18 protein-coding genes are annotated in these 20603 nt (G+C 72.6%); 14 read left to right on the top strand and 4 right to left on the bottom strand.

The genetic code is table 11. From position 1 onward, the window contains the following. Positions 1-6 precede the first annotated feature (6 nt). Genes ACYVC6_RS13805 through ACYVC6_RS13815 form a run of 3 tightly spaced genes read left to right on the top strand, consistent with a single transcriptional unit; the run spans position 7 to position 4807 of the window. Positions 7-2118 (top strand): hydantoinase/oxoprolinase family protein, encoded by a 2112-nt coding sequence (locus ACYVC6_RS13805; protein WP_460714952.1) that lies wholly within the window; start codon positions 7-9, stop codon positions 2116-2118. Then, on the top strand, positions 2115-4031 hold the full coding sequence (locus ACYVC6_RS13810) for a hydantoinase B/oxoprolinase family protein (RefSeq protein ID WP_460714953.1): 1917 nt from the start codon (positions 2115-2117) through the stop codon (positions 4029-4031). Before ACYVC6_RS13805 ends, ACYVC6_RS13810 begins: the two co-directional genes overlap by 4 nt. Continuing rightward, complete coding sequence (locus tag ACYVC6_RS13815; protein WP_460714954.1) at positions 4028-4807, top strand: isocitrate lyase/PEP mutase family protein; 780 nt, start codon at positions 4028-4030, stop codon at positions 4805-4807. Before ACYVC6_RS13810 ends, ACYVC6_RS13815 begins: the two co-directional genes overlap by 4 nt. Positions 4808-4811: 4 nt before the next feature. Here ACYVC6_RS13815 and ACYVC6_RS13820 read toward each other — a convergent pair whose 3' ends face one another. Beyond that, positions 4812-5348, bottom strand: coding sequence for a hypothetical protein (locus ACYVC6_RS13820; protein WP_460714955.1), 537 nt, complete (start codon positions 5346-5348; stop codon positions 4812-4814). Between the two features lie 47 nt (positions 5349-5395). Between ACYVC6_RS13820 and ACYVC6_RS13825 the strand changes: the two genes are divergently transcribed. From ACYVC6_RS13825 to ACYVC6_RS13850, 6 genes are all read left to right on the top strand, one after another. Then, complete coding sequence (locus ACYVC6_RS13825; RefSeq protein ID WP_460714956.1) at positions 5396-5887, top strand: nucleoside deaminase; 492 nt, start codon at positions 5396-5398, stop codon at positions 5885-5887. Between the two features lie 10 nt (positions 5888-5897). Next, positions 5898-6842, top strand: coding sequence for a carbamate kinase (locus ACYVC6_RS13830; protein WP_460714957.1), 945 nt, complete (start codon positions 5898-5900; stop codon positions 6840-6842). Between the two features lie 14 nt (positions 6843-6856). Next, positions 6857-7972, top strand: a complete 1116-nt coding sequence (gene bar / locus ACYVC6_RS13835; protein ID WP_460714958.1) for a barbiturase — start codon at positions 6857-6859, stop codon at positions 7970-7972. Positions 7973-8110: 138 nt separating this feature from the next. Then, on the top strand, positions 8111-8995 hold the full coding sequence (locus tag ACYVC6_RS13840; protein WP_460714959.1) for a hypothetical protein: 885 nt from the start codon (positions 8111-8113) through the stop codon (positions 8993-8995). A 97-nt stretch (positions 8996-9092) separates the two neighbouring features. Further along, entirely contained in the window at positions 9093-9416 is a 324-nt protein-coding gene (locus ACYVC6_RS13845) for an MGMT family protein (RefSeq protein WP_460714960.1), read from the top strand. A 256-nt stretch (positions 9417-9672) separates the two neighbouring features. Continuing rightward, entirely contained in the window at positions 9673-10341 is a 669-nt protein-coding gene (locus ACYVC6_RS13850) for a lysophospholipid acyltransferase family protein (protein WP_460714961.1), read from the top strand. A 21-nt stretch (positions 10342-10362) separates the two neighbouring features. Here ACYVC6_RS13850 and ACYVC6_RS13855 read toward each other — a convergent pair whose 3' ends face one another. After that, on the bottom strand, positions 10363-10902 hold the full coding sequence (locus ACYVC6_RS13855) for a hypothetical protein (RefSeq protein WP_460714962.1): 540 nt from the start codon (positions 10900-10902) through the stop codon (positions 10363-10365). A gap of 72 nt (positions 10903-10974) precedes the next feature. On the opposite strand from ACYVC6_RS13855, the gene ACYVC6_RS13860 reads away from it, so the two are divergent. The 4 genes from ACYVC6_RS13860 to ACYVC6_RS13875 are packed head-to-tail and all read left to right on the top strand — an operon-like array spanning position 10975 to position 18501. Further along, complete coding sequence (locus ACYVC6_RS13860) at positions 10975-11505, top strand: DUF3558 family protein (RefSeq protein WP_460714963.1); 531 nt, start codon at positions 10975-10977, stop codon at positions 11503-11505. A gap of 50 nt (positions 11506-11555) precedes the next feature. Then, complete coding sequence (locus ACYVC6_RS13865) at positions 11556-14783, top strand: ATP-dependent helicase (protein WP_460714964.1); 3228 nt, start codon at positions 11556-11558, stop codon at positions 14781-14783. Beyond that, positions 14780-17989: an ATP-dependent helicase gene (locus ACYVC6_RS13870; RefSeq protein ID WP_460714965.1), complete on the top strand. Its 3210-nt coding sequence runs from the start codon at positions 14780-14782 to the stop codon at positions 17987-17989. The genes ACYVC6_RS13865 and ACYVC6_RS13870 overlap by 4 nt, the downstream gene beginning before the upstream one ends. Beyond that, the gene (locus ACYVC6_RS13875) at positions 17986-18501 is read left to right on the top strand and encodes a hypothetical protein (RefSeq protein ID WP_460714966.1); all 516 of its coding nucleotides are present in this window, start codon (positions 17986-17988) and stop codon (positions 18499-18501) included. The genes ACYVC6_RS13870 and ACYVC6_RS13875 overlap by 4 nt, the downstream gene beginning before the upstream one ends. Here the strand turns inward: ACYVC6_RS13875 and deoD are convergent. Further along, positions 18494-19210, bottom strand: a complete 717-nt coding sequence (gene deoD, locus ACYVC6_RS13880) for a purine-nucleoside phosphorylase (protein WP_460714967.1) — start codon at positions 19208-19210, stop codon at positions 18494-18496. The genes ACYVC6_RS13875 and deoD overlap by 8 nt on opposite strands. Before the next feature lie 24 nt (positions 19211-19234). Here deoD and nudC point away from each other — a divergent pair, with 24 nt between their 5' ends. Continuing rightward, entirely contained in the window at positions 19235-20155 is a 921-nt protein-coding gene (nudC, locus tag ACYVC6_RS13885) for an NAD(+) diphosphatase (protein WP_460714968.1), read from the top strand. A 103-nt stretch (positions 20156-20258) separates the two neighbouring features. Here nudC and ACYVC6_RS13890 read toward each other — a convergent pair whose 3' ends face one another. Continuing rightward, a complete protein-coding gene (locus ACYVC6_RS13890; RefSeq protein ID WP_460714969.1) occupies positions 20259-20525 on the bottom strand; it encodes a mycoredoxin in 267 nt (88 codons plus the stop codon). Positions 20526-20603 lie beyond the last annotated feature (78 nt).

Genomic DNA, 20603 nt, shown 5'->3' on the forward strand with positions numbered 1-20603 from the left:
GGCGCCATGACGCCACTCAGCGCCGGGCCCGCCCGCCGGATCCGGGTCGGCATCGACACCGGCGGCACGTTCACCGACGTGGTGGCCTTCGACGAGGACACCGGCGAGCTGGTCACGACCAAGACGCCGTCCACGCCGAGCAACCCCGCCGACGGGTTCCTCGCCGGGATCGACAAGGTGCTCGGGCTGCTGGGCGCGAGCGGCGCCGACATCGGCGCGGTCAGCCACGGCACCACGGTCGCGACCAACCAGCTGCTCGAGGGCAAGGTCGACCGGCTCGGCTTCATCACCAACACCGGCTACGAGGCGATGCTCGAGATCGCCCGGCAGTCCGTGCCCGACGGCTACGGCAACTCCTATTTCTGGGTCAAGCCAGCCCGGATCGTCCCGCGCGACCTGGTCAAGGGCGTCGAGGGGCGGCTGGACGTCGACGGCGAGGAGGTCCGGCCGTTCGACGAGGACGGAGCCCGGGCGGTCGCCCGCTGGTTCCGGGACCGCGGCGTGGGCACCCTCGGCGTCTGCTTCCTGCACGCCTACGCCAACCCTGCGCACGAGGAGCGGATGCGCGCCGTCCTCCTCGAGGAGCACCCGGATGCGGTCGTCTCGCTGTCGAGCGAGGTGCTGCGCGAGTACCGCGAGTACGAGCGGGCGATGACCACGCTGGTCGACGCGGCCGTGAAGCCGCGGCTCTCGGCGTACGTCACCAACATCAAGGGCAGGTTGTCGGCGTATGACGACCGGGCCATTCCCTTCTACGTGATGAAGTCCAACGGCGGCGTGCTCTCGGCCGACGAGGTCGTGCACCAGCCGATCACCACCGTGCTGTCCGGGCCGGCGGCCGGCGCGCTGGGCGCGGCGCTGATCGCGAAGGTCGCCGGGTTCGACCGGGTGCTGACCAGCGACGGGGGCGGCACCTCGACCGACGTGTCCGTCGTCATCGACGGCGAGCCGACGCTGACCACTGAGGGGTCGGTCGGTGCCTTCCCGTCCAAGATCCCGATGATCGACGTGGTCACGGTCGGCGCCGGCGGTGGCTCGATCGCGTGGCTCTCCCCGGAGGGGACGCTCAAGGTCGGCCCGCAGTCGGCGGGCGCCGACCCGGGCCCGCTCTGCTACGGCAAGGGGGGCACCGAGGTCACGATCACCGACGCCCACGTGGTGCTCGGCCGGATCCCGCCGCACCTGCTGGGCGGCGAGATCCCGCTCGACGTCGACGCCGCCCGGGCCGGCGTCGAGGCACTCGCCTCCAAGCTCGGCCTCTCGCCCGAGGCGTGCGCGACCGGCGTCCTGGAGATCTCCGCGTGGAACCAGGCCAACGCGCTGCGCCAGGTCACCGTCAAGCGAGGCCTGGACGTCCGCGACTTCACGCTCACGACGTTCGGCGGCTCGGGCTCGCTGCTGCTCTGCCGGCTCATGGACGTGCTCGGCATCCCGACCGTCCTGGTCCCGCCCAACCCGGGCAACGTCTCGGCGTTCGGCCTGCTCACCGTCGACGTCAAGAACGACTACGTGCAGACCCACGTCGCCCTGGCCGACGCCCTGGAGCCGGCCACGGTCGCGGCGGCGTACGACGAGCTCACCGAGCGCGCCGCAGCGGCGCTGTCGAAGGAGGGGTTCGCGCCCGGGCAGCACCAGTTCGTCCGGACCGCCGACCTGCGCTACTTCGGGCAGGCCTTCGAGGTGCGGGTCCCGGTGCCGGACGGGGCCGTCGACGCGTCGGTGCTCGACGAGGTCGCGAACCGGTTCCATGCCGAGCACAAGGCGCTCTACGGCTACGACTTCTCCGGCGACGACTCCCAGCAGGTCGAGTGGGTCAACCTGCGGGTCTCGGGCATCGGGCCGATCCAGCGTCCCGAGATCCGGCGCCACCCGGTGGTTGAGGTGCGAGGAACGAGCCTCGAAACCACCGTGAGGCCGGTGTGCTTCGACGCAACCAACGGCTACGTGGACACTCCGCTGTACGACAGGACCGACATGCTGCCGGGCACTCTGGTCGCCGGCCCGGCGATCATCGAGGAGTTCGGCTCGACGGTCCCGGTGCACCCGGGCTTCCAGGTGCGGGTGGACGAGTTCCTCAACCTCATCGTGACCCGTGTTGATGAAGGGGCAGAGTCATGAGCGACAGCAGGAGGGCGCCCACCCAGTTCCCCTACGGCCACCTCACCGAAGACGCCGGGGCCAGCGCCGACCCCGTTCTGGTCGAGATCGTGCAGGGGTCCCTGGCCAGCGTCGAGATGGAGGTCGAGACCGCCATCGGCCGGACCAGCCGGAGCCCGATGATCCGCGACGCCCACGACTTCCGGGCCGGCATCCACGACCGGCTGCTGCGCAAGCTCACCGGCCGCTCCTACAGCGCTCTGGTGCACCCCGTCGCCCGGGACTTCCCGCTGGACGACATGCGCGAGGGTGACGTCTTCTTCCACAACGACGTCTACCGGTCCGAGGGTGGCATCGGGCACCTCCCGGACCTCTGCGTGACGGTCCCGGTCTTCTCCGGGGGCAGGGTCGTCGCGTTCGTCCAGGCCTTCGGCCACCACGACGACATCGGCGGCGCCGTCCCCGGCTCGATGCCCAGCCACGCGACCAGCGTCTTCGAGGAGGGCCTGATGGTCCCGCCGATCCGGCTCTGGGACGCGGGCGTGCCCAACCGGGCAGCGCTGACGATCATGACCCGCAACTCCCGGATGCCCGAGTCGCTCGCCGCCGACCTCGACGCGGAGTGCTCGGCCTGTCTGATGGGCGCCCGGCGGCTGGGTGAGCTGTTCGACAGGTACGGCGTCGAGACCGTCGAGTCCTGCTTCGACGCGATCCTGGCAAGGACGACCGAGACCTACCGCCGCGAGATCCTCGGCAAGATCCCGGTCGGCTCCTGGGTCTGGGAGGACTACGCCGAGCACGACGGCGTCGACGAGCCGATGCTGCACACCCAGCGGATCACGCTGACCCGCACGGAGGCCGACGACCCGGACGGGGAGCGGATCGTCCTCGACTTCGCCGGCACCAGCCCTCAGGCCAAGGGCCCGATCAACCACGTCGGCGACGCCAGCGACGGGGTATTCCTCAAGAAGTGGCTCGCCCCGATCCTGCGCAACCTCGCCGACACCCCGGACCGGATGGCAGAGCTCGACGTCAACGAGGGCGTCGTACCGCTGATCGAGATGCGCTTCCCGCCGCCCGGCACCCTGCTGACGCCGGTCTTCCCGGCGCCGACCAACGCCCGGACCTTCGTCATCCTGCGGTTGCTCGGCGTGCTCGCCGGGGTCATCGCCAAGGCCGTCGACGGCCGGATGCCCGCCGACCAGGAGACGATCCGCTACACCGGCGTCTACGGCGACGACCTCGAGGGCCGGCCCTACCTCATGCGCGAGGTGCTCGGCGGCGGCTCCGGCGGGCGCTACTACGCCGACGGCGAGGACACCATCCACGTCGTCCCCGACTCCCGCAACCTGCCGACCGAGTTCACCGAGGCGCGCTTCCCGTTCCGCGTCGAGGCGCTGTCGCTGGCGATGGACAGCGGGGGAGCGGGCCAGTTCCGCGGCGGCCTCGGCTACGAGAAGCACATCCGGATGCTCAAGGACGGCCACTTCATGTCGATCGCCGACCGCTCGATCCTGGCCTGCTGGGGGGTGCGCGGCGGCAAGGCCGGCGCGCCGTTCCAGGTGGTCATCGACCCCGGCGGCCCCCACGAGCGCGAGGTCGACGCCCTCGCCGACGCCGAGCCCGTGGCCGCCGGGGAGGTCATCCGGATCCGGACCACCGGAGGGGGCGGCTGGGGCGACCCGCTCCACCGCGACCCGGCCCTGGTCGTCCGTGACGTGGTGTGGCGCAAGGTCTCGCCGGAGGCGGCGCTCGCGGCGTACGGCGTCGTGCTGACCGGCTCGCTGGAGGACGACTCGCTGGCCTACGACGAGGAAGCGACGGCGGCGGAACGCGCCGGCCGGCCGGCGCCGACCGAGGTGTTCTTCGACCGCGGCCCGGGCTACGCGCGGCTGTCCGGCGGCGCCGCGCACGCGGAGGTCGACGTCCTGTGACCGCCGCCGCCCTCCTCGCCCTCCACGGCCCCGGCTTCGTGCTGCCCAACGCCTGGGACGCCGGGTCCGCGCGCATCCTCGAGCAGGTGGGCTTCCCGGCCGTCGCCACGACCAGTGCCGGGATCGCCTGGTCCACCGGCGTCCCGGACGGCGGACACCTGGACCGCGACACGATGCTCACGCACGTCGCCGCGATCGTGGCCGCGGTGTCCGTGCCCGTCACCGCTGACCTGGAGTCCGGCTACGACGACGTGGGCGCGACCGTCCGGCTGGCCCTCGAGGCGGGCGCGGTGGGCGGCAACCTCGAGGACCAGGTCGGCGGCGTCCTCTTCGGCATCGACGAGGCGACCGACCGGGTGGCAGCGGCTCGCGCCGCGGCGCCGGCCGGTGCCTTCGTGCTCAACGCGCGGACCGACACCTGGCTCGGCGGCAGGACCGGTGACGTCTTCGAGGAGACGGTCGCGCGGGCGACCGCCTATGTCGCCGCCGGCGCCGACTGCGTCTTCGTGCCCGGCGTGGTCGAGGAGGACGACGTCCGCCGGCTCGCGGAGGCGATCCCGGCCCCGCTCAACATCGTGGCGGGCCTGGCGAGCCTCACCGATGCGCCCACGCTCTTCTCGCTCGGCGTGAAGCGGGTGAGCCTCGGCGGCAGCCTGACCCGCGCGGCCTACAGCTTCCTGGAGCGAGCGGGGCGCGAGCTGCTCGACGCAGGCACGCTCGGCTTCCTCGACGGCGCGGTGTCGTACGCCGAGCTGCAGCGCCGCTTCGGCGCCTGACGACCTAGAGCCAGGCCTCGGCCGTCCAGGCACCGACGAGCACCCCGGCGGGGGCCAGCGCCAGGTAGACGAGCCACCAGGCGCCGCGGCTGAGCGGCATGCCCTCGACCTCCCGGCGGCGGTAGAGCCTCTGCCACCGGCTCATCACGTAGAACCCCGGCAGGGCCATGACCAGGAACACCAGCCCGGTGAGCACGCCGTTCCACGACACCCCGTCGTCGACGCGGACGCCCCACACCACGAACAGCCCGCCCAGCCCGGCGAGCAGGATCGTCCAGTGCAGCACCACCAGGTTGGGCGCGGTCACGCTGATCGCCGCGATCGTCCCGCCCAGCGCGGTGACCACCGACAAGGACAGCCCGACCAGGATCAGCGAGGTCGAGTGCTCGGGACAGGGCGCAACGATCTCGTAGGGCCCGCCCGTCGCACAGCTCGGGCCGACCTCCAGCTGCGCCCGTGCGCCCGCCACCAGCCAGGTGACCGACACGTAGAGCACGAAGACGGAGACGACGACCAACAGCGAGCGGGTGCGCACCGACATGGCGGCACTTTGGCAGACGACGGGCGGAGTCGCGTTACGTTGCCCCGGTGAGCCTCGACGAGACCGACCTCCGACACCTGCGCCGCTGCGTGGAGCTCGCGCGCGAGGGCCTCGACGACGGCGACGAGCCGTTCGGCTCGCTGCTGGTCGATGCCGCCGGGGTGGTCCGCTTCGAGGACCGCAACCGCGTCAAGGACGGCGACGAGACGCGTCATCCCGAGTTCGAGATCGCCCGCTGGTCGGCCTCGCACCTGTCCGCCGAGGAGCGGGCTGCCGCCACCGTCTACACCTCCGGCGAGCACTGCCCGATGTGCTCCGCGGCCCACGGCTGGATGGGTCTCGGACGGGTGGTCTACGCCGTGTCGTCCGCGCAGCTGACCGCGTGGCGCACCGAGTGGGGCCTGCCCCCGGGACCGGTGCGGCCCTTGCCGATCCAGGAGGTCGCACCCGGCGTACCCGCCGACGGACCGGCGCCCGAGCTCGAGGACGAGATGCGCGAGCTGCACCGGCGGCTCGCCGAGAGCCGGAGGCTCACGTAGGTTCGACCCGGTGAGGGTGCTGCTGGCGCTGGGTGGCAACGCGATGACCAACGCCGACGGCCGCGCCCGGCCCGAGGACCAGATCGCCGCCGCCGACGTGGCGATGTCGGCGGTCGCCGGGCTCCTCGACACGCCCGACGACCCGGTGGACGTAGTGATCACCCACGGCAACGGGCCACAGGTCGGCAACCTGCTGGTCAAGAACGAGCTGGCGGCCGCGGTCGTGCCACCGGTGCCGCTGGACTGGTGCGGCGCCCAGACCCAGGCGACCCTCGGGTTCGTGCTGATGAACGCCCTGGAGTCGGCGCTGGCCGGGCGCGGGGTCTCACGTCGTACGGCGGCGGTGGTCACCCGCACCCTGGTCGACGCCGACGACCCGGGGTTCACGCGGCCCACCAAGCCGATCGGGCGTTTCCTCCCGGCCGACCAGGCGCACGTCCTCATGGAGCACGGCGAGACCTGGGAGGACCGCGGCGACAAGGGCTGGCGCCGCGTGGTCGCCTCGCCGGAGCCGGTGGAGATCATCGACGCCCCGGTCGTGCAGGCGCTGGTCGACGGCGGCTTCGTGGTGGTCGCGAACGGCGGTGGCGGCATCCCGGTCGTCCGCCACCCCGACGGCTCGCTGCACGGGGTCGAGGCGGTCATCGACAAGGACCTCGGCGCGGCACTGCTGGCCCGGACCGTGGACGCCGACGTGCTCGTCATCGCCACCGACGTCCCGCACGCGGTGCTCCACTACGGCACCCCCGACGCCACCGACGTCGGCACCGTGCCCGTCGCCACGATGCGGGAGTACGCCGCGGCGGGCCACTTCGCGTCGGGGTCGATGGGCCCCAAGGTCGACGCCGCCTGCCGGTTCGTCGAGCAAGGCGGCGCCCGCGCCGTGATCACCGACCTCGCCCACCTCGCCGACGCGGTCACTGGCGCCGTGGGAACCGTCGTCACCCAGGAATGAGAGAGGATGCTCGGATGCCCGACGCCATCGAAGTACGCAAGGTCCCGATCCACTCCGTCGCCGACGCCAGCGAGCTCGCCAAGCTCATCGACGACGGTGTCCTCCACGCCGACCGCGTCATCGCGATCATCGGCAAGACCGAGGGCAACGGTGGCGTCAACGACTACACCCGGATCATCGCCGACCGCGCGTTTCGCGAGGTGCTGGTCGAGAAGGGCGCTCCGGCCGACCAGGTCAAGCAGGTCCCGATCGTGTGGTCCGGCGGCACCGACGGCGTGATCAGCCCGCACGCGACGATCTTCGCGACCGTCCCGCCCGACGAGCTGGCCGAGGAGCATGGCCCGTCCGAGGAGCCCCGGCTGACCGTCGGGTTCGCGATGAGCGAGCAGCTGCTGCCCGAGGACATCGGCCGCACGCCGATGATCACCAAGGTCGCGGACGCGGTGAAGGTCGCGATGGAGCGGGCCGGCATCACCGACCCGGCGGACGTCCACTACGTGCAGACCAAGACCCCGCTGCTCACCATCCACACGATCCGCGACGCGAAGTCCCGCGGCAAGACCGTGTGGACCGAGGAGACGCACCAGTCGATGGACCTCTCCAACGGCTGCACCGCGCTCGGCATCGCGGTCGCCCTCGGCGAGATCGACATGCCGGCGGACGAGGACGTCATGCACAACCGCGAGCTCTACTCGGCGGTCGCGTCGTGCTCCTCCGGCGTCGAGCTCGACCAGGCCCAGGTGGTCGTCGTCGGCAACGCTCCCGGTGTCGGCGGCCGCTACCGGATCGGTCACTCGGTGATGACCGACGCGCTCGACCAGGACGGCATCTGGGACGCGATCCGCGACGCGGGCCTCGACCTGCCCGACCGCCCCCGCACCAGCGACCTCGACGGCCGGCTCGTCAACGTCTTCCTCAAGTGCGAGGCCTCCCAGGACGGTCAGGTCCGGGGGCGCCGCAACGCGATGCTCGACGACTCCGACGTGCACTGGCACCGCCAGATCAAGGCCTGCGTCGGCGGAGTGACAGCGGCCGTCACCGGCGACCCGGCGGTGTTCGTGTCGGTCTCGGCGGCCCACCAGGGCCCCGACGGCGGCGGGCCCGTCGCCGCGATCGTCGACCTTGGCTGACGCCCGGCCAGCGACCCCAGTCCTCTGACTAGACACCCCAGGTCCGACCTGACTACTCGCGCGTAACCCATCGGGGTATGAGTCGTTGGACGGCCGATCTGTCTGCGCTCGGAGCAGACAGCGACTGGGAGGAACCTGATGACGTTCGTTCGATCCACGACGGCACGGTTGGCAGGAGCACTGGCGCTCATCGCCTCGTCCGTCCTCGGTGCCGCGGTGGCCACCGCCCCCGCCGCCAACGCCGCCCCCACGTGGGCCCCCGCCGCCACCGCGGCGATCACCCCCGGCGTGCAGATGTACACCGACGGTGCCCAGTGCACCGGCAACTTCGTCTTCACCGACAGCGCGGACAACGTCTACGTCGGCTACGCCGCCCACTGCGCGGGCCTCGGCGCGGCCACCGACACCAACGGCTGCCTCAACGAGTCAGTCCCGCTCGGCACCACCGTGACCTTCAACGAGGGCGGCAGCCTCATCAGCAGCGGCACCCAGGTCGGCACCGGCACCCTGGCCTACTCGTCGTGGCGCACGATGCGCGCCCTCGGCACGCCGACCAGCTCGCCCACCTGCGCCTACAACGACTTCGCGCTCGTCAAGGTCTCCGACGCCGACAAGGGCAAGGTCAACCCGTCCATCCCGTTCTGGGGCGGCCCGACCGGCATCGACACGGACGGCACCGCCGCCGGCGACCGCGTCTACAGCTACGGCAACTCCAGCCTCCGGTTCGGACTCACCCAGCTGTCGCCCAAGACCGGGATCAGCCTCGGTGACGACGCTGCCGACGAGGGCTGGTCGCACCCGCTCTACACCGCGACCCCCGGCGTCCCGGGTGACTCGGGCTCCGCGTTCGTGAGCGGCGACGGCAAGGCCATCGGCACCCTGTCGACGCTCGGCCTGGCCCCGCTGCCGCTGTCCAACAACATCGGCGACCTCGCCAAGGAGCTGGCCTTCGCCCAGGCCCACTCCGGCATCCCTGGGCTCACGCTGGTCAACGGCACCGAGCCCTTCGACCCGGTCCTCTAGGACCCGGCCTCGGGCCTCGTACCCACGAGGGGCTGCCCGTCCCCGGCTAAGGCCGGGGGCGGGCAGCGCTACGTTCGGGCAGCGCTAAGTTCGGGGGGTGGACGGTGACCCCCACGAGGACTCCCAGGAGGACTGGGTGGAGTCGGTGCTGGCGATCGTCGAAGCCATCCCGCCGGGCCGGGTGACCACCTACGGCACCATCGCGCAGACCCTCGGTCGCTACGGCGCTCGCCGGGTCGGCAACGTGATGGCCACGCACGGAGGCGGGGTGCCGTGGTGGCGGGTCGTGCGCGCCGACGGGTCGCTGCCGCCCAGCCACGAGCGGGAGGCCGGGGAGCACTACCGGACCGAGGGCACCCCCCTCAAGAGGTCCGGCTCGATCGACATGCGGGCGGCGTTCTGGGAGCCCGGGGAGGCGTGAAAGCGGTGGGGCCTGTGGACAATTCTGTGTAACCAGAAGAATGTTCTCGAGACCCCTTGCGCACGGGTCCGGGGAGGCGTAGAACTTCCTTACCCAGTTCCTTCGGGAGCTGGATAGGAAGGCCTCCTGCAACTCATACTTGCGAGAGGCCTTCCGCCTTGTCCGGACCATTTCACCGGACTCCACCGGACCATCTCGTGGACACCTCGACCCGGGGGTTTCGCGCTACGCGTCGGTAGTCACCAGACTTGTCCGCATGCTCTACGAGGTGATGCACGGCGTCGTGCCGCCTTTGATGCGAGCGATCTGGCGGCCGAGGGTCATCGGCCTCGAGCACGTGCCGGACACGGGCGGGGTCATCCTGGCCAGCAACCACCTCAGCTTCGTGGACTCGATCGCGATCCCGTCGGTGGTCAAGCGCAAGGTCGTGTTCCTCACCAAGTCCGACTACTTCACCGGCAGCGGCCCCAAGGGGTTCGTCTCCCGGGCGTTCTTCGAGAGCCTCGGCATGCTCCCGGTCGACCGCGACGACAGCAAGGCGGCGATCGCCAGCCTGGCGACCGCGCTCGAGGTCCTCGGTCGCGGCGAGGCGTTCGGCATCTACCCCGAGGGCACCCGCTCGCGTGACGGCCGGCTCTACCGCGGCCGCACGGGCGTGGCCCATCTCGCGCTGACCGCCGGGGTGCCCGTCGTCCCCGTCGGGCTGACCGGCACCGAGCACGTGCTGGCCGTCGACTCCAACCGGATGCGGGTCGTGCCGGTGACCATCGAGTTCGGGAAGCCGATCGACTTCACCGGCAGGTTCGAGGGCGTCCCCCTCGGCCGGGCGCGACGTGAGGCGACCGACGAGATCATGAGCGCGATCCAGGCCATCACCGGCCAGGTGCCCGCGGGTGTCTACAACGAGCGGGTGGCCGCGGAGTAGCCCGCGTTCAGCTCAACCGGCTCAGTTGGCGATGGCGACGAAGCTCCACCAGCCCAGGAGCAGCCCGATCGCCCCCAGCACCCCGTAGGCCGGCAGCCACATCACCGCCGGGCCGCGTCGGGTGCTGCGCAGCTGGGACAGCATGAAGACGAACGCCGGCAGCGCCATCGCCCAGAACGTCACGCCACACACCAGCCAGCCCCAGACGATGTCCGGGCCCTTGAAGGAGTATTCGAGGAAGTTCCAGCCCAGCGAGCCGAACAGCCCGCCCCACATCGGGACCAGCAGGTTGGGGGCGCCGACGGTGCTCCCCGTGACCGTGCCGATCATCGAGAAGATGATCAGTGCCGGGACCGCCACGGCGATCAGGATCGAGCCGTCCGGGCAGGGCTGGGCGCTGACGTAGGGCCCGCCGTCGGCGCACGAGCCGCCCACGTTCATCACCGCGCGCATCGACAAGTAGGTCCAGGTGAGGCTCACGGCGACGATCAGGACGCAGGCCACCGTGATCACCGCCGATCCCGGCGTGACCCGGGCCGGCGCGGCGGTTTTGGTGCTCATGGCCCAACTCTGGCAGAACCTGACCCGCGGATGTCGTACGTCGGGGACGGGGACGCACCTACGATTCCGGACGTGACCCTGCGCCGCATCGCCGTCCTGCTGCTCGTCGTCCCCGTCTTCGCCGGCTGTGGCGGCGGTGACGACGGTGATGACGGCGGCGACGACAAGCCGGAGGCGAGCGACACCTCGACAAGCCCCTCGGCGGATGGCGGAGACGCTGCCGACGCGTGCTCGCTGGTCAGCCGCGACGACGTCGCCCAGGCCGTCGGCGCCGAGGTCGGGGAGGGCGTGTCGACCGGTGCGGACAACGTCATCACCGGGGGCTCGCAGTCGACCTGCACCTGGACCGGCACCAAGGACGCCACCGCCGTCGCCACCGTCACCGTCTACACCGAAGCGAGTGCCGCCGACTCGGTGCGCACCGACGACTCGGAGCCGCTCCCCGAGGTGGGGGACGACGCGTTCGTCGGCCCGTTCGCCAGCGTCTGGGCCTACGCCGGCGGGGGCTCGTTCATGGCGCAGTGGTATGCGCTCGGCGGCTCGGACGAGGACAACCTCCCCAAGAGCACCGCCCTGGCGCTGCTGGTGCGCGACGCGCTCTGAATCTCCAGGCTGAGACCGGTCCTGTCGGGGCCGGATGGTCGAATGGGGCAGTGACCTCCTCGCCCGCCTACCGCCTCGTGCGGCCGGCGACGACGTCGGTGGTTCCCGAGCTCGACGACGAGCAGCGACGCGTCGTCGAGCACGCCGGCGGGCCCCTGCTGGTGCTCGCCGGCCCCGGCACCGGCAAGACGACCACTCTGGTCGAGGCGATCGTGCGGCGGATCGAGGACGGCGCCCATCCCGACTCGGTGCTCGCGCTCACCTTCTCCCGCAAGGCGGCCGAGCAGCTGCGCGACCGGGTCGCCGCCCGGGTCGGCCGCACCATGTCGGCCTCGATCGGGTCGACGTTCCACTCCTTCGCCTACGGCCTGATCCGCCGCTACGCCCCCAGCGAGCTCTACCTCGGCCCCCTGCGGCTGCTGTCGGCCCCCGAGCAGGACGTCGTCCTGCGCGAGCTGCTCCAGGACCACCCGGAGTCGGTGCGCTGGCCCGACCGGCTCAAGGCCGCGCTCGGCACCCGTGGCTTCGCCCGCGAGGTCCACGCCGTCCTGTCCCGGGCCCGCGAGAAGGGGCTGGACGGCGACGAGCTGCGCCGGCTCGGCGAGGAGCACGACGTGCCCGAGTTCGTGGCCGCCGGGCTGTTCCTCGAGCAGTACCTCACCATCCTCGACGAGCGCGCCGCCGTCGACTACTCCGACCTGATCCGCCGCGCGACCATCGAGGCGACCGTGCACCGCGACGAGCTGCGCGCGCAGTTCACCCACGTCTTCGTCGACGAATACCAGGACACCGACTCCGGGCAGGTCGCACTGCTCCAGGCGCTGGCCGGCGGCGGGCGCGACCTCGTCGCGGTCGGCGACCCCCACCAGTCCATCTACGCGTTCCGGGGGGCCGTCGTGCGCGGCATCCTCGACTTCCCCACCGAGTTCCCGCGCGCGGACGGGGCGGCTGCCGATGTCGTCGCGCTCGGGACGACGCGGCGGTTCGGCCCGCGCATCCTCACCGCGGCCCAGCGGGTCGCCGGGCGGATCGGCCTGCCGGGCAGCATCCCCGAGGCGGCCCGCGCGGCCTTCCTCGCACCGAGGGCCGTCGAGGGCGAGCACGGCGAGGGCCGGGTCGTCGTGACGACGTTCGACACCGACCGCGGCGAGGCGGAGCACCTCGCCGACCTGCTGCGCCGCGCGCACCTCGAGGACGGCATCCCCTGGGACCAGATGGCGGTGCTGGTGCGCTCCGGGAGGCAGTCCATCCCGCCCCTGCGGCGCTCGCTCGGCGCGGCGGGGGTCCCCGTCGAGGTCGCCAGCGATGAGGTCCCGCTGGTGCGCGACCCCGCCGCACTGCCCCTCATCGACGGGCTCCGGGTGGTGCTCAACCTCGATAACGAGGACCCCGACCACGTCGACCACATCGATGCCGCCCGGGCGGAGTCACTGCTGACCGGGCCGCTCGGGGGGCTGGACGCGGGCGACGTACGCCGACTCGCGCGGCGGCTCAGGCAGCGCGAGAAGGAGGCCGCCCACGCCGAGGAGCGTCTCCCCACCCACTCCCGCGAACTGGTCCGGCGCGCCGTCCTCGACGTCTCCACGCTCGACGGCCTGGAGGGTCCCGAGGCGGACCGGGCCCGAGCCGTCGGGGCACTGGTCCGGTCGACCCGCGACCAGGTCGAGGCCGGCGCCACGGCCGAGGAGCTGCTCTGGTCGCTGTGGTCCGGCACCCCGTGGCCGCGCCGCCTGCGGGCGCAGGTCGAGAACGGCGGCGGCGGGGCCCGGCGCGCGCACCGCGACCTCGACTCGATCTGCGCACTGTTCGACGCGGCGGCGCGCGCCGAGGAGACCCGCGACCACGTGGGGGCCAAGGAGTTCCTGGCCACCCTGGTGGCCCAGCAGATCCCGGCCGACACGCTCGCCGAGCGCGGCGCCCGCGGCACCGCCGTACGCCTCCTCACCGCCCACCGCGCCAAGGGCCTCGAGTGGCGGCTCGTGGTCGTCGCGCACGTGCAGCAGGACGGCTGGCCCGACCTGCGCCGCCGGGCCAGCATCCTCGGCGCCGACCGGATCGGGGCGGCCGGCCTCGTCCCGCCGACCTCCGCCCGCGAGCTGCTGGTCGAGGAGCGGCGGCTCTTCTACGTCGCCTGCACGCGGGCCCGGGAGCGTCTCGTGGTGACGGCGGTCGCCTCGCGGGACGACGACGGCGAGCAGCCGTCGCGGTTCCTCGACGAGCTGGGCGTCACCGTCACCACGGTCGAGGGGAGACCACCCCGCACGCTGTCGCTGGCCGGCGTCGTCGCCGAGCTGCGGCGCACCGTCACCGACCCCGACACCGCTCCGGCGCTGCGCGACGCCGCGGCCCGGCGCCTGGCCCGGCTCGCGGGGGAGTCCGCCCACGGGCGCCCGCTCGTGCCGATGGCCGACCCGTCGACGTGGTGGGGCACCCGGGCCGCGACCCGATCCGTGCGGCCGGTGCGCGACCCGGAGCAGCCGGTGCCCGTCTCCTCGAGCGTCGTCGAGCACATCGAGGTGTGCCCCACGCAGTGGTTCCTGGCCCGGGAGGCAGGCGGAGTCGCCCGCCAGCACCAGTCGGCCAACCTCGGCGAGATGGTCCACGCCCTGGCCCAGCGGGTCGCCACCGGCGAGCTCGCTCCTGGGCCCGACGGGGTCGACGAGCTGATGGCCCACGTCGAGAAGGTCTGGGACCGGCTGGAGTTCCGCACACCCTGGGCCAAGGCCCGCGAGCTCGACCGCATCCGGGCGGCGCTGGGCCGGTTCCTGCGGTGGCACCACGACAACCCCCGCACGCTGCTCGGGATCGAGGCCGGCTTCCGCGCCGTCGTCGAGCTGCCGGACGGCGAGCGGGTCGCCCTCGGCGGCTACGCGGACCGGCTCGAGCTCGACGGCGACGGCCGGGTCGTGGTCGTCGACCTCAAGACCGCCCGCGCCAAGCCCTCGGACAAGTCCGTGCTGACCAACGTGCAGCTCGGCCTTTACCAGCTCGCCGTCGACCACGGCGGCGCCGACGAGGCGCTGGGCAGGGGGGTCGCCGCGGGCGGCGCCGAGCTACTGCACCTCGGGCTCACCGGCGACGACGCGGACGCCGCCGTGCAGCGCCAGCCCGCGCAGGACGACGACGGGCCCGAGCGGGGCGCGCTGCGCGAGCGGCTCGGCCGGGCGGCCGCACTGCTGAGGACCGAGAACTTCCCGGCCATGGCGGGCCAGCACTGCCGCGACTGCGACTTCGTCCCGATCTGCCCGATCAAGAGCCGCGGGCCGGTCGTGCAGTGAGCGGCGCGCCGGTCCGTCTGGACACCCCGGCCGACCTGGCCGCGGCCATGTGCGTGCCCTGGGAGGCCAGCGCGCAGCAGTGGGCCGCGATCACCGCGCCGTTGGCGCCCGCGGTCGTGATCGCCGGAGCGGGGTCGGGCAAGACCACCCTGATGGCCGCGCGGGTGGTCTACCTCGTCCTCACCGGCCAGGTGCGCCCCGACGAGGTCCTCGGCCTGACGTTCACCACCAAGGCGGCCACCGAGCTGCGGGCCCGCATCCGCACGGCGCTCACCGACGCCGGCGCGCTCGACGACTCCGACCTCGAGGCCAGCGACGTCCTCGAGCCGACGGTCTCGACCTACAACGCCTACGCCGCCGGCCTGCTCACCGACCACGGCCTGCTCATCGGGCACGAGCCGGACACCCGGGTCATCACCGACGCCGCCCGCTACCAGCTCGGCGCCCGCGTCGTCGACCGGCACACGGGCATCGTCGAGCTGCTCAGCGACCACCCCCGCACCGTCATCCAGAACCTCCTCGACCTCGACGGCCAGATGAGCGAGCACCTGGTGTCCGCCGAGGACGTCCGTCGCGTCGACGCGGAGGCGGTGGCGGCCTTCCGCGCGGCCGCGGAGGAGGAGCGGGCCGGCAAGAACCGGGTGACCTACGTCCGCGAGATCGACAAGGCGGCCAACGCGCTGGAGCGGCGCGGCGAGCTGCTCGACCTGGTGGCGGGCTACCGCCGGATGAAGGCCGACCTCGGCCTCATGGACTTCTCCGACCAGATCGAGCTCGGCGCCCGGCTCGCCGAGGAACGGCCCGAGGTCGGTGTGGCGGAGCGCGACAAGTTCCGGGTCGTGATGCTCGACGAATACCAGGACACCTCGGTCGCGCAGGCGACCATGCTGGCGCGGCTCTTCGGCGGGGGACACCCCGTCACCGCGGTCGGCGACCCCAACCAGGCGATCTACGGCTGGCGCGGTGCCTCGGTGTCCAACATCCTCGGGTTCGCCGAGACGTTCCCGGCCGCGTCCGGCCCCGGTGAGCAGAGCGTGCGGTCCTACCCGCTCACGGTCAACCGGCGGTCCGACCGGCGCATCCTCGACGTCGCCAACCGGCTCGCCGCGCCGCTCTACGCCGCCAGCGACGCCGTCCGTCCCCTCGAGGCCAAGCCGGAGGCCGACGAGGGGGAGGTGGCGGCCCGGGTCTTCGAGACCCAGCGTGAGGAGCTCGCGTGGCTGGTGGAGGCGGTCGGCGACGTCCACGGCACGCCGGGGGTGGAGCGGTGGTCCGACATCGGGGTCCTCACCCGCGACAACGCCCACGCTGCGGAGGTCTTCGACCACCTCAGCGACGCCGGCATCCCCGTCGAGATCGTCGGGCTCTCCGGCCTCTTGCGGCTGCCGGAGGTGGCCGAGGTCGTCGCCGTGCTCCACCTGCTCAAGGACGTCACCTCCAACGCCTCGCTGCTCACCCTCCTCACGGGGGCGCGCTGGGCGATCGGGCCGCGTGACCTCAAGCTGCTGGGCGACCGCGCCCGCGAGCTCGCCGGCGCCCGGGGACGCGGGCCGGTGCCGACGTCGGTCGACGACCACCTGGTGGCGATCGCCGACGGCATCGACCCGGCCGAGATCCCGTGCCTGGACGACGCGCTCAACGATCCCGGCGACGCCGACCGCTACCCCTACTCGACCGAGGCACGGGAGCGGTTCGGGCTGCTGGCGGCCGAGCTGCGTAGCCTGCGCGGCCACGTCGGCGAGCCGCTGCTCGACATCGTCCGGCGGATCATCGAGACGACGGGGGCCGACGTCGAGCTGGCCTCGACCGCAAGTCAGGCGGCGGCCGCCCGGCGCGACAACCTCGACCTGTTCGTCCGCGCCGTCGCCGACTTCCAGGCCGTCGACGGCGACGTCACCCTGACCGCGCTGCTCGCCTACCTGACCGCCGAGGACGAGGAGAGCAAGGGCCTCGAGGTCGTGGCGCCGTCGGCGGCCGACTCGGTCAAGCTGCTCACGGTCCACCGGGCCAAGGGCCTCGAGTGGGGCGCGGTCTTCCTGGTCGGCGTCTGCGTCGGCCGGTTCCCCAGCAGCCAGTCCCGCACCCTGTGGACGTCGTCGCCGGCCGTGCTGCCGGCTCCGCTGCGCGGCGACGCCGACGACCTCCCGCAGCTGCGCGGCTACGACAAGGCTGCGCTCGACGCCTATCGCGCCGACACCAAGGAGCACGAGCAACAGGAGGAGCTGCGGCTGGCCTACGTCGCGGTCACCCGGGCCGCCCACCGGCTCTGGGTCACGTCGTTCTGCTGGAGCCCGCGGCTGACGCCGTTCGGCCCCTCGGTCTACCAGGAGGTGGTCCGCGACCAGCTCGAGGAGTGGGGCGAGACCGTCGCGTGGCTGGATCCTCCGGCCAAGGGCGACCCCAACCCCTACGCCGTGGAGGACCCGTCCCGGCCGTGGCCGCCGACCGGGATCGGCGCGGAGGCCCGGCGACGCCTCGACGCGGCCGCGCTGGTGCGCTCGGTCGACCCGGCCGCCGACGACGAGGGACTCGACATGGTCGAGGCCGCCCGAGTGGCCGACTGGGACGCCGAGGTCGAGCGGCTGCTCGCCGAGGCCAGGAGCGAGCGCACGACCCGGATCGACGTCCCGCTGCCGGGCAGCCTGTCGGCGACAGCGCTCGTCCGGCTGCGCGAGGACGCCGACGCCTTCGCCCGCGAGCTGGCCCGGCCGATGCCGAGGCCACCGTCACGGGCCGCGCGCTTCGGCACCTTGTTCCACGCCTGGGTCGAGGGCAGGTTCGCCCAGCAGCCGCTCCTCGACCCCGACGATCTGCCGGGCCGTGGCGACCTCGACATCGCCGACGAGTCCGACCTCGACGAGGTGATCGCCGCGTTCGAGAAGGGCCCGTTCGCCGACCGGGTGCCGCACGCCGTCGAGGCGTCGTTCGCGCTGGTCCTCGGCGGCCAGGTGGTGCGTGGGCGGATAGACGCGGTCTACGAGGAGGACGACGGGTCGTTCCTTTTGGTGGACTGGAAGACCAACCGGGCCGCCGATGCCGATCCGGTGCAGCTGGCGATCTACCGAGTCGCGTGGGCCGAGCTGCGCGAGGTCCCGCTCGACCGGGTGCGGGCGGCGTTCCACTACGTGCGGACCGGGGAGACGGTCCACCCCGACGACCTGCCGGACCGGGCCGGCCTCGAGCGACTGCTCCGGGTCCCGACGTGAGCAAGGGGCTCTACGCCGAGTGGCGCGAGCTCGCCGATCGGGGTGAGCCGATCGAGATCGGGTTCTCGCGGACCCGCGGCCGGCTCGAGGTCGGCGCGGCCGCAGTGATCGTCTGCGTGTCGCTCTGGGCGGCCATCGTGCTCGCGCCCGGAGCGGGTCTGTTCGGTCTCGCAGCGGTGGTGCTGGGGGTGACCGGCTGGCGACGGCTGCACGCCACCGCGCCCGCAGTGGTCATCTCGACGGCCGGGGTCTGGACCTCGGCGCTGGAGGTGCTCGTGCCCTGGGAGGTCATCGGTGAGGCCCGCACCGCGGGCAACCCGTCGGTCGTGCTCATGGTCGACAAGGCGTGGACCAGGGCCAACCTCGGCCACCTCTCGGCCCTGCGCCGCTACGCGATCGAGACAGGCCGGCACGAGCTGGCCGCGCTGCCGCTGCCGCGCCACCTGGCCGTGCCGGACTTCGAGCTCGGCGTGTGGATCACGGCGCGAGCGCAGGAGGGCGGGCTCAGCTGAGGCCAGTGCCCGCGGCCAAGGCGATCTCGACCATGTCGCCGAACGTCTCCTGGCGCTGCTGCGCGGTCGTCTCCTCGCCGGTGAGGACGTGGTCGGAGACCGTGACGATGCACAGGGCCTTGCGGCCGAAGCCGGCCGCGATCGTGTAGAGCGCGCTGGCCTCCATCTCGATCACCAGGACGCCGTGCTCGACCATCCGCTTCAGCAGCTCTGGCCGGGCCGGGTAGAACGAGTCGCCGCTGAAGACCGGCCCGACGTGGACCTCGGCGTTGTGCTCGGCTGCGTCGGCGGCGTCCGCGGCGGCGCGGAGCAGGCCGAAGTCGGCGACCGGCGCGTAGTCGAGGCCCTCGAAGCGGAGGTGGTTCATCGAGGAGTCGGTCGACGCGCCGGAGGCGATGACGACGTCGCGGATGGCGACCTTCTCGGACAGGCCGCCGCACGAGCCGACCCGGATGATCGACTGCACGTCGTAGTCGCGGAACAGCTCGGTCGCGTAGATCGCTATGGACGGCTGCCCCATCCCGGAGCCCTGCACCGAGACGGGGTGGCCCTGCCAGGTCCCGGTGAAGCCGAGCATCCCGCGCACCTGATTGTAGCACTTGGCGTCGTCGAGAAACGTCTCGGCGATCCACTTCGCCCGCAGCGGGTCGCCGGGCATCAGGACGAGGGGGGCGATCTCGCCGGGCTGGGCTCCGATGTGGGTGCTCACCGGCAGGACCTTAGTCTCAGACTCGTGGACTACGCGCACCAGCGGATGGCAGCCGGTGCCCACGACCGGGCGGCCGTACGCCGCGCCGACGACGCCTGGCTGCAGGAGCGGTGGGCCGACCCGGAGACCCGGGTGCTCGTCGTCGCGGGGACCCGGGTTCGGCCGGTCGACGGAGCCATCGAGTGGGTCTCGCCGATGGACGCCCCCGAGGGTCTCCGGGTGCTGCTGGGTGAGCAGGACGGCCGGGCCTGGTTCGCGGTCGTTGCGTCGGCAGAGGGTGCGTCGGTCGACGCCGGCTGGTATCCCCTGCGAGGGCTGTTGCCGCAGCTCGCAGACTCGACCCTCGAAGGGGCGATGTCCGGGGCGCCGCTGGTCTTCCACGCGCTCGGCCTCGCCGAGTGGCTCTTCGTCACCCGCTTCTGCCCCCGCTGCGGCGGCCGGCTCGAGGTCCGCAAAGCCGGCCACGAGCTGGTCTGCAGCGAGTGCGGACGATCCCAGTTCCCGCGCACCGACCCGGCGGTGATCATGATCGTCGCCGCCGGCGAGCCCGGCTCGGCCGACGAGCGCTGCCTGCTCGGGCGTCAGGCGGTCTGGCCCGAGGGCCGCTACTCGACACTGGCCGGTTTCTGCGAGCCGGGGGAGACCCTCGAGGACGCCGTACGCCGTGAGGTGTTCGAGGAGACCGGCGTCGTCGTGGGCGAGGTGGAGTACTTCGGCAACCAGCCCTGGCCGCTCCCGGCCAGCCTGATGCTCGGCTTCGTGGGCCGGGCCGAGTCGCTCGACATCACCGTCGACGAGGACGAGATCGAGGACGCCCGCTGGTTCACCCGCGAGGAGATGAGGGCCGAGGCCGAGGCCGGCACGCTCGTGCTGCCCGGCGGGGTCTCGATCAGCCGGTCACTGGTCGAGCACTGGTACGGCGGCCCGCTGCCGGGCCAGTGGTGAGAGTTTCATCGGCCGGCCGACGAAACTCATGCCGGGACGACAAACCTTCATCGTCCGGGCGGGAGATTCATCGGTCGGCCGACGAATCTCCCCGCGGCCGACGTCAGCCCGCCAGCTTGTCCAGCTGCTCGAGCTTGTCCTTGATCTGCAGGAGCGACGGGTTGGTCTGGGCGGTGCCGTCGGCGTAGACGAGGGTCGGCACGGTGTGGTTGCCGTTGTTGGCGGACGCGACGATCTCGACCGCCTCGGGGTCCTGCTCGATGTCGACGATGTCGAAGGAGATGCCCTCCCGGTCGAGCTGGCTCTTGAGGCGGTGGCAGTAGCCGCACCAGGGCGTGGTGTACATCGTGAAGCTGCTCGAGCGGCTCATGGGGAGAGGGTGTCCGTCCTGCCATCTAGGGTTGGTCGACGGAGAGTGAACCACCCTCTCCGTTCGCTTGTTCCGCTC

It is taken from the genome of Nocardioides dilutus, from assembly GCF_054779555.1.

Excerpts from the sequence above, each read along its gene's own strand:
- bar (WP_460714958.1), top strand. The coding sequence starts at position 6,857 with ATGCCCGACGCCATCGAAGTACGCAAGGTCCCGATCCACTCCGTCGCC.
- ACYVC6_RS13890 (WP_460714969.1), bottom strand. The coding sequence starts at position 20,525 with ATGAGCCGCTCGAGCAGCTTCACGATGTACACCACGCCCTGGTGCGGC.
- ACYVC6_RS13805 (WP_460714952.1), top strand. The coding sequence starts at position 7 with ATGACGCCACTCAGCGCCGGGCCCGCCCGCCGGATCCGGGTCGGCATC.
- ACYVC6_RS13820 (WP_460714955.1), bottom strand. The coding sequence starts at position 5,348 with ATGTCGGTGCGCACCCGCTCGCTGTTGGTCGTCGTCTCCGTCTTCGTG.
- ACYVC6_RS13850 (WP_460714961.1), top strand. The coding sequence starts at position 9,673 with ATGCTCTACGAGGTGATGCACGGCGTCGTGCCGCCTTTGATGCGAGCG.
- ACYVC6_RS13840 (WP_460714959.1), top strand. The coding sequence starts at position 8,111 with ATGACGTTCGTTCGATCCACGACGGCACGGTTGGCAGGAGCACTGGCG.
- ACYVC6_RS13810 (WP_460714953.1), top strand. The coding sequence starts at position 2,115 with ATGAGCGACAGCAGGAGGGCGCCCACCCAGTTCCCCTACGGCCACCTC.
- ACYVC6_RS13855 (WP_460714962.1), bottom strand. The coding sequence starts at position 10,902 with ATGAGCACCAAAACCGCCGCGCCGGCCCGGGTCACGCCGGGATCGGCG.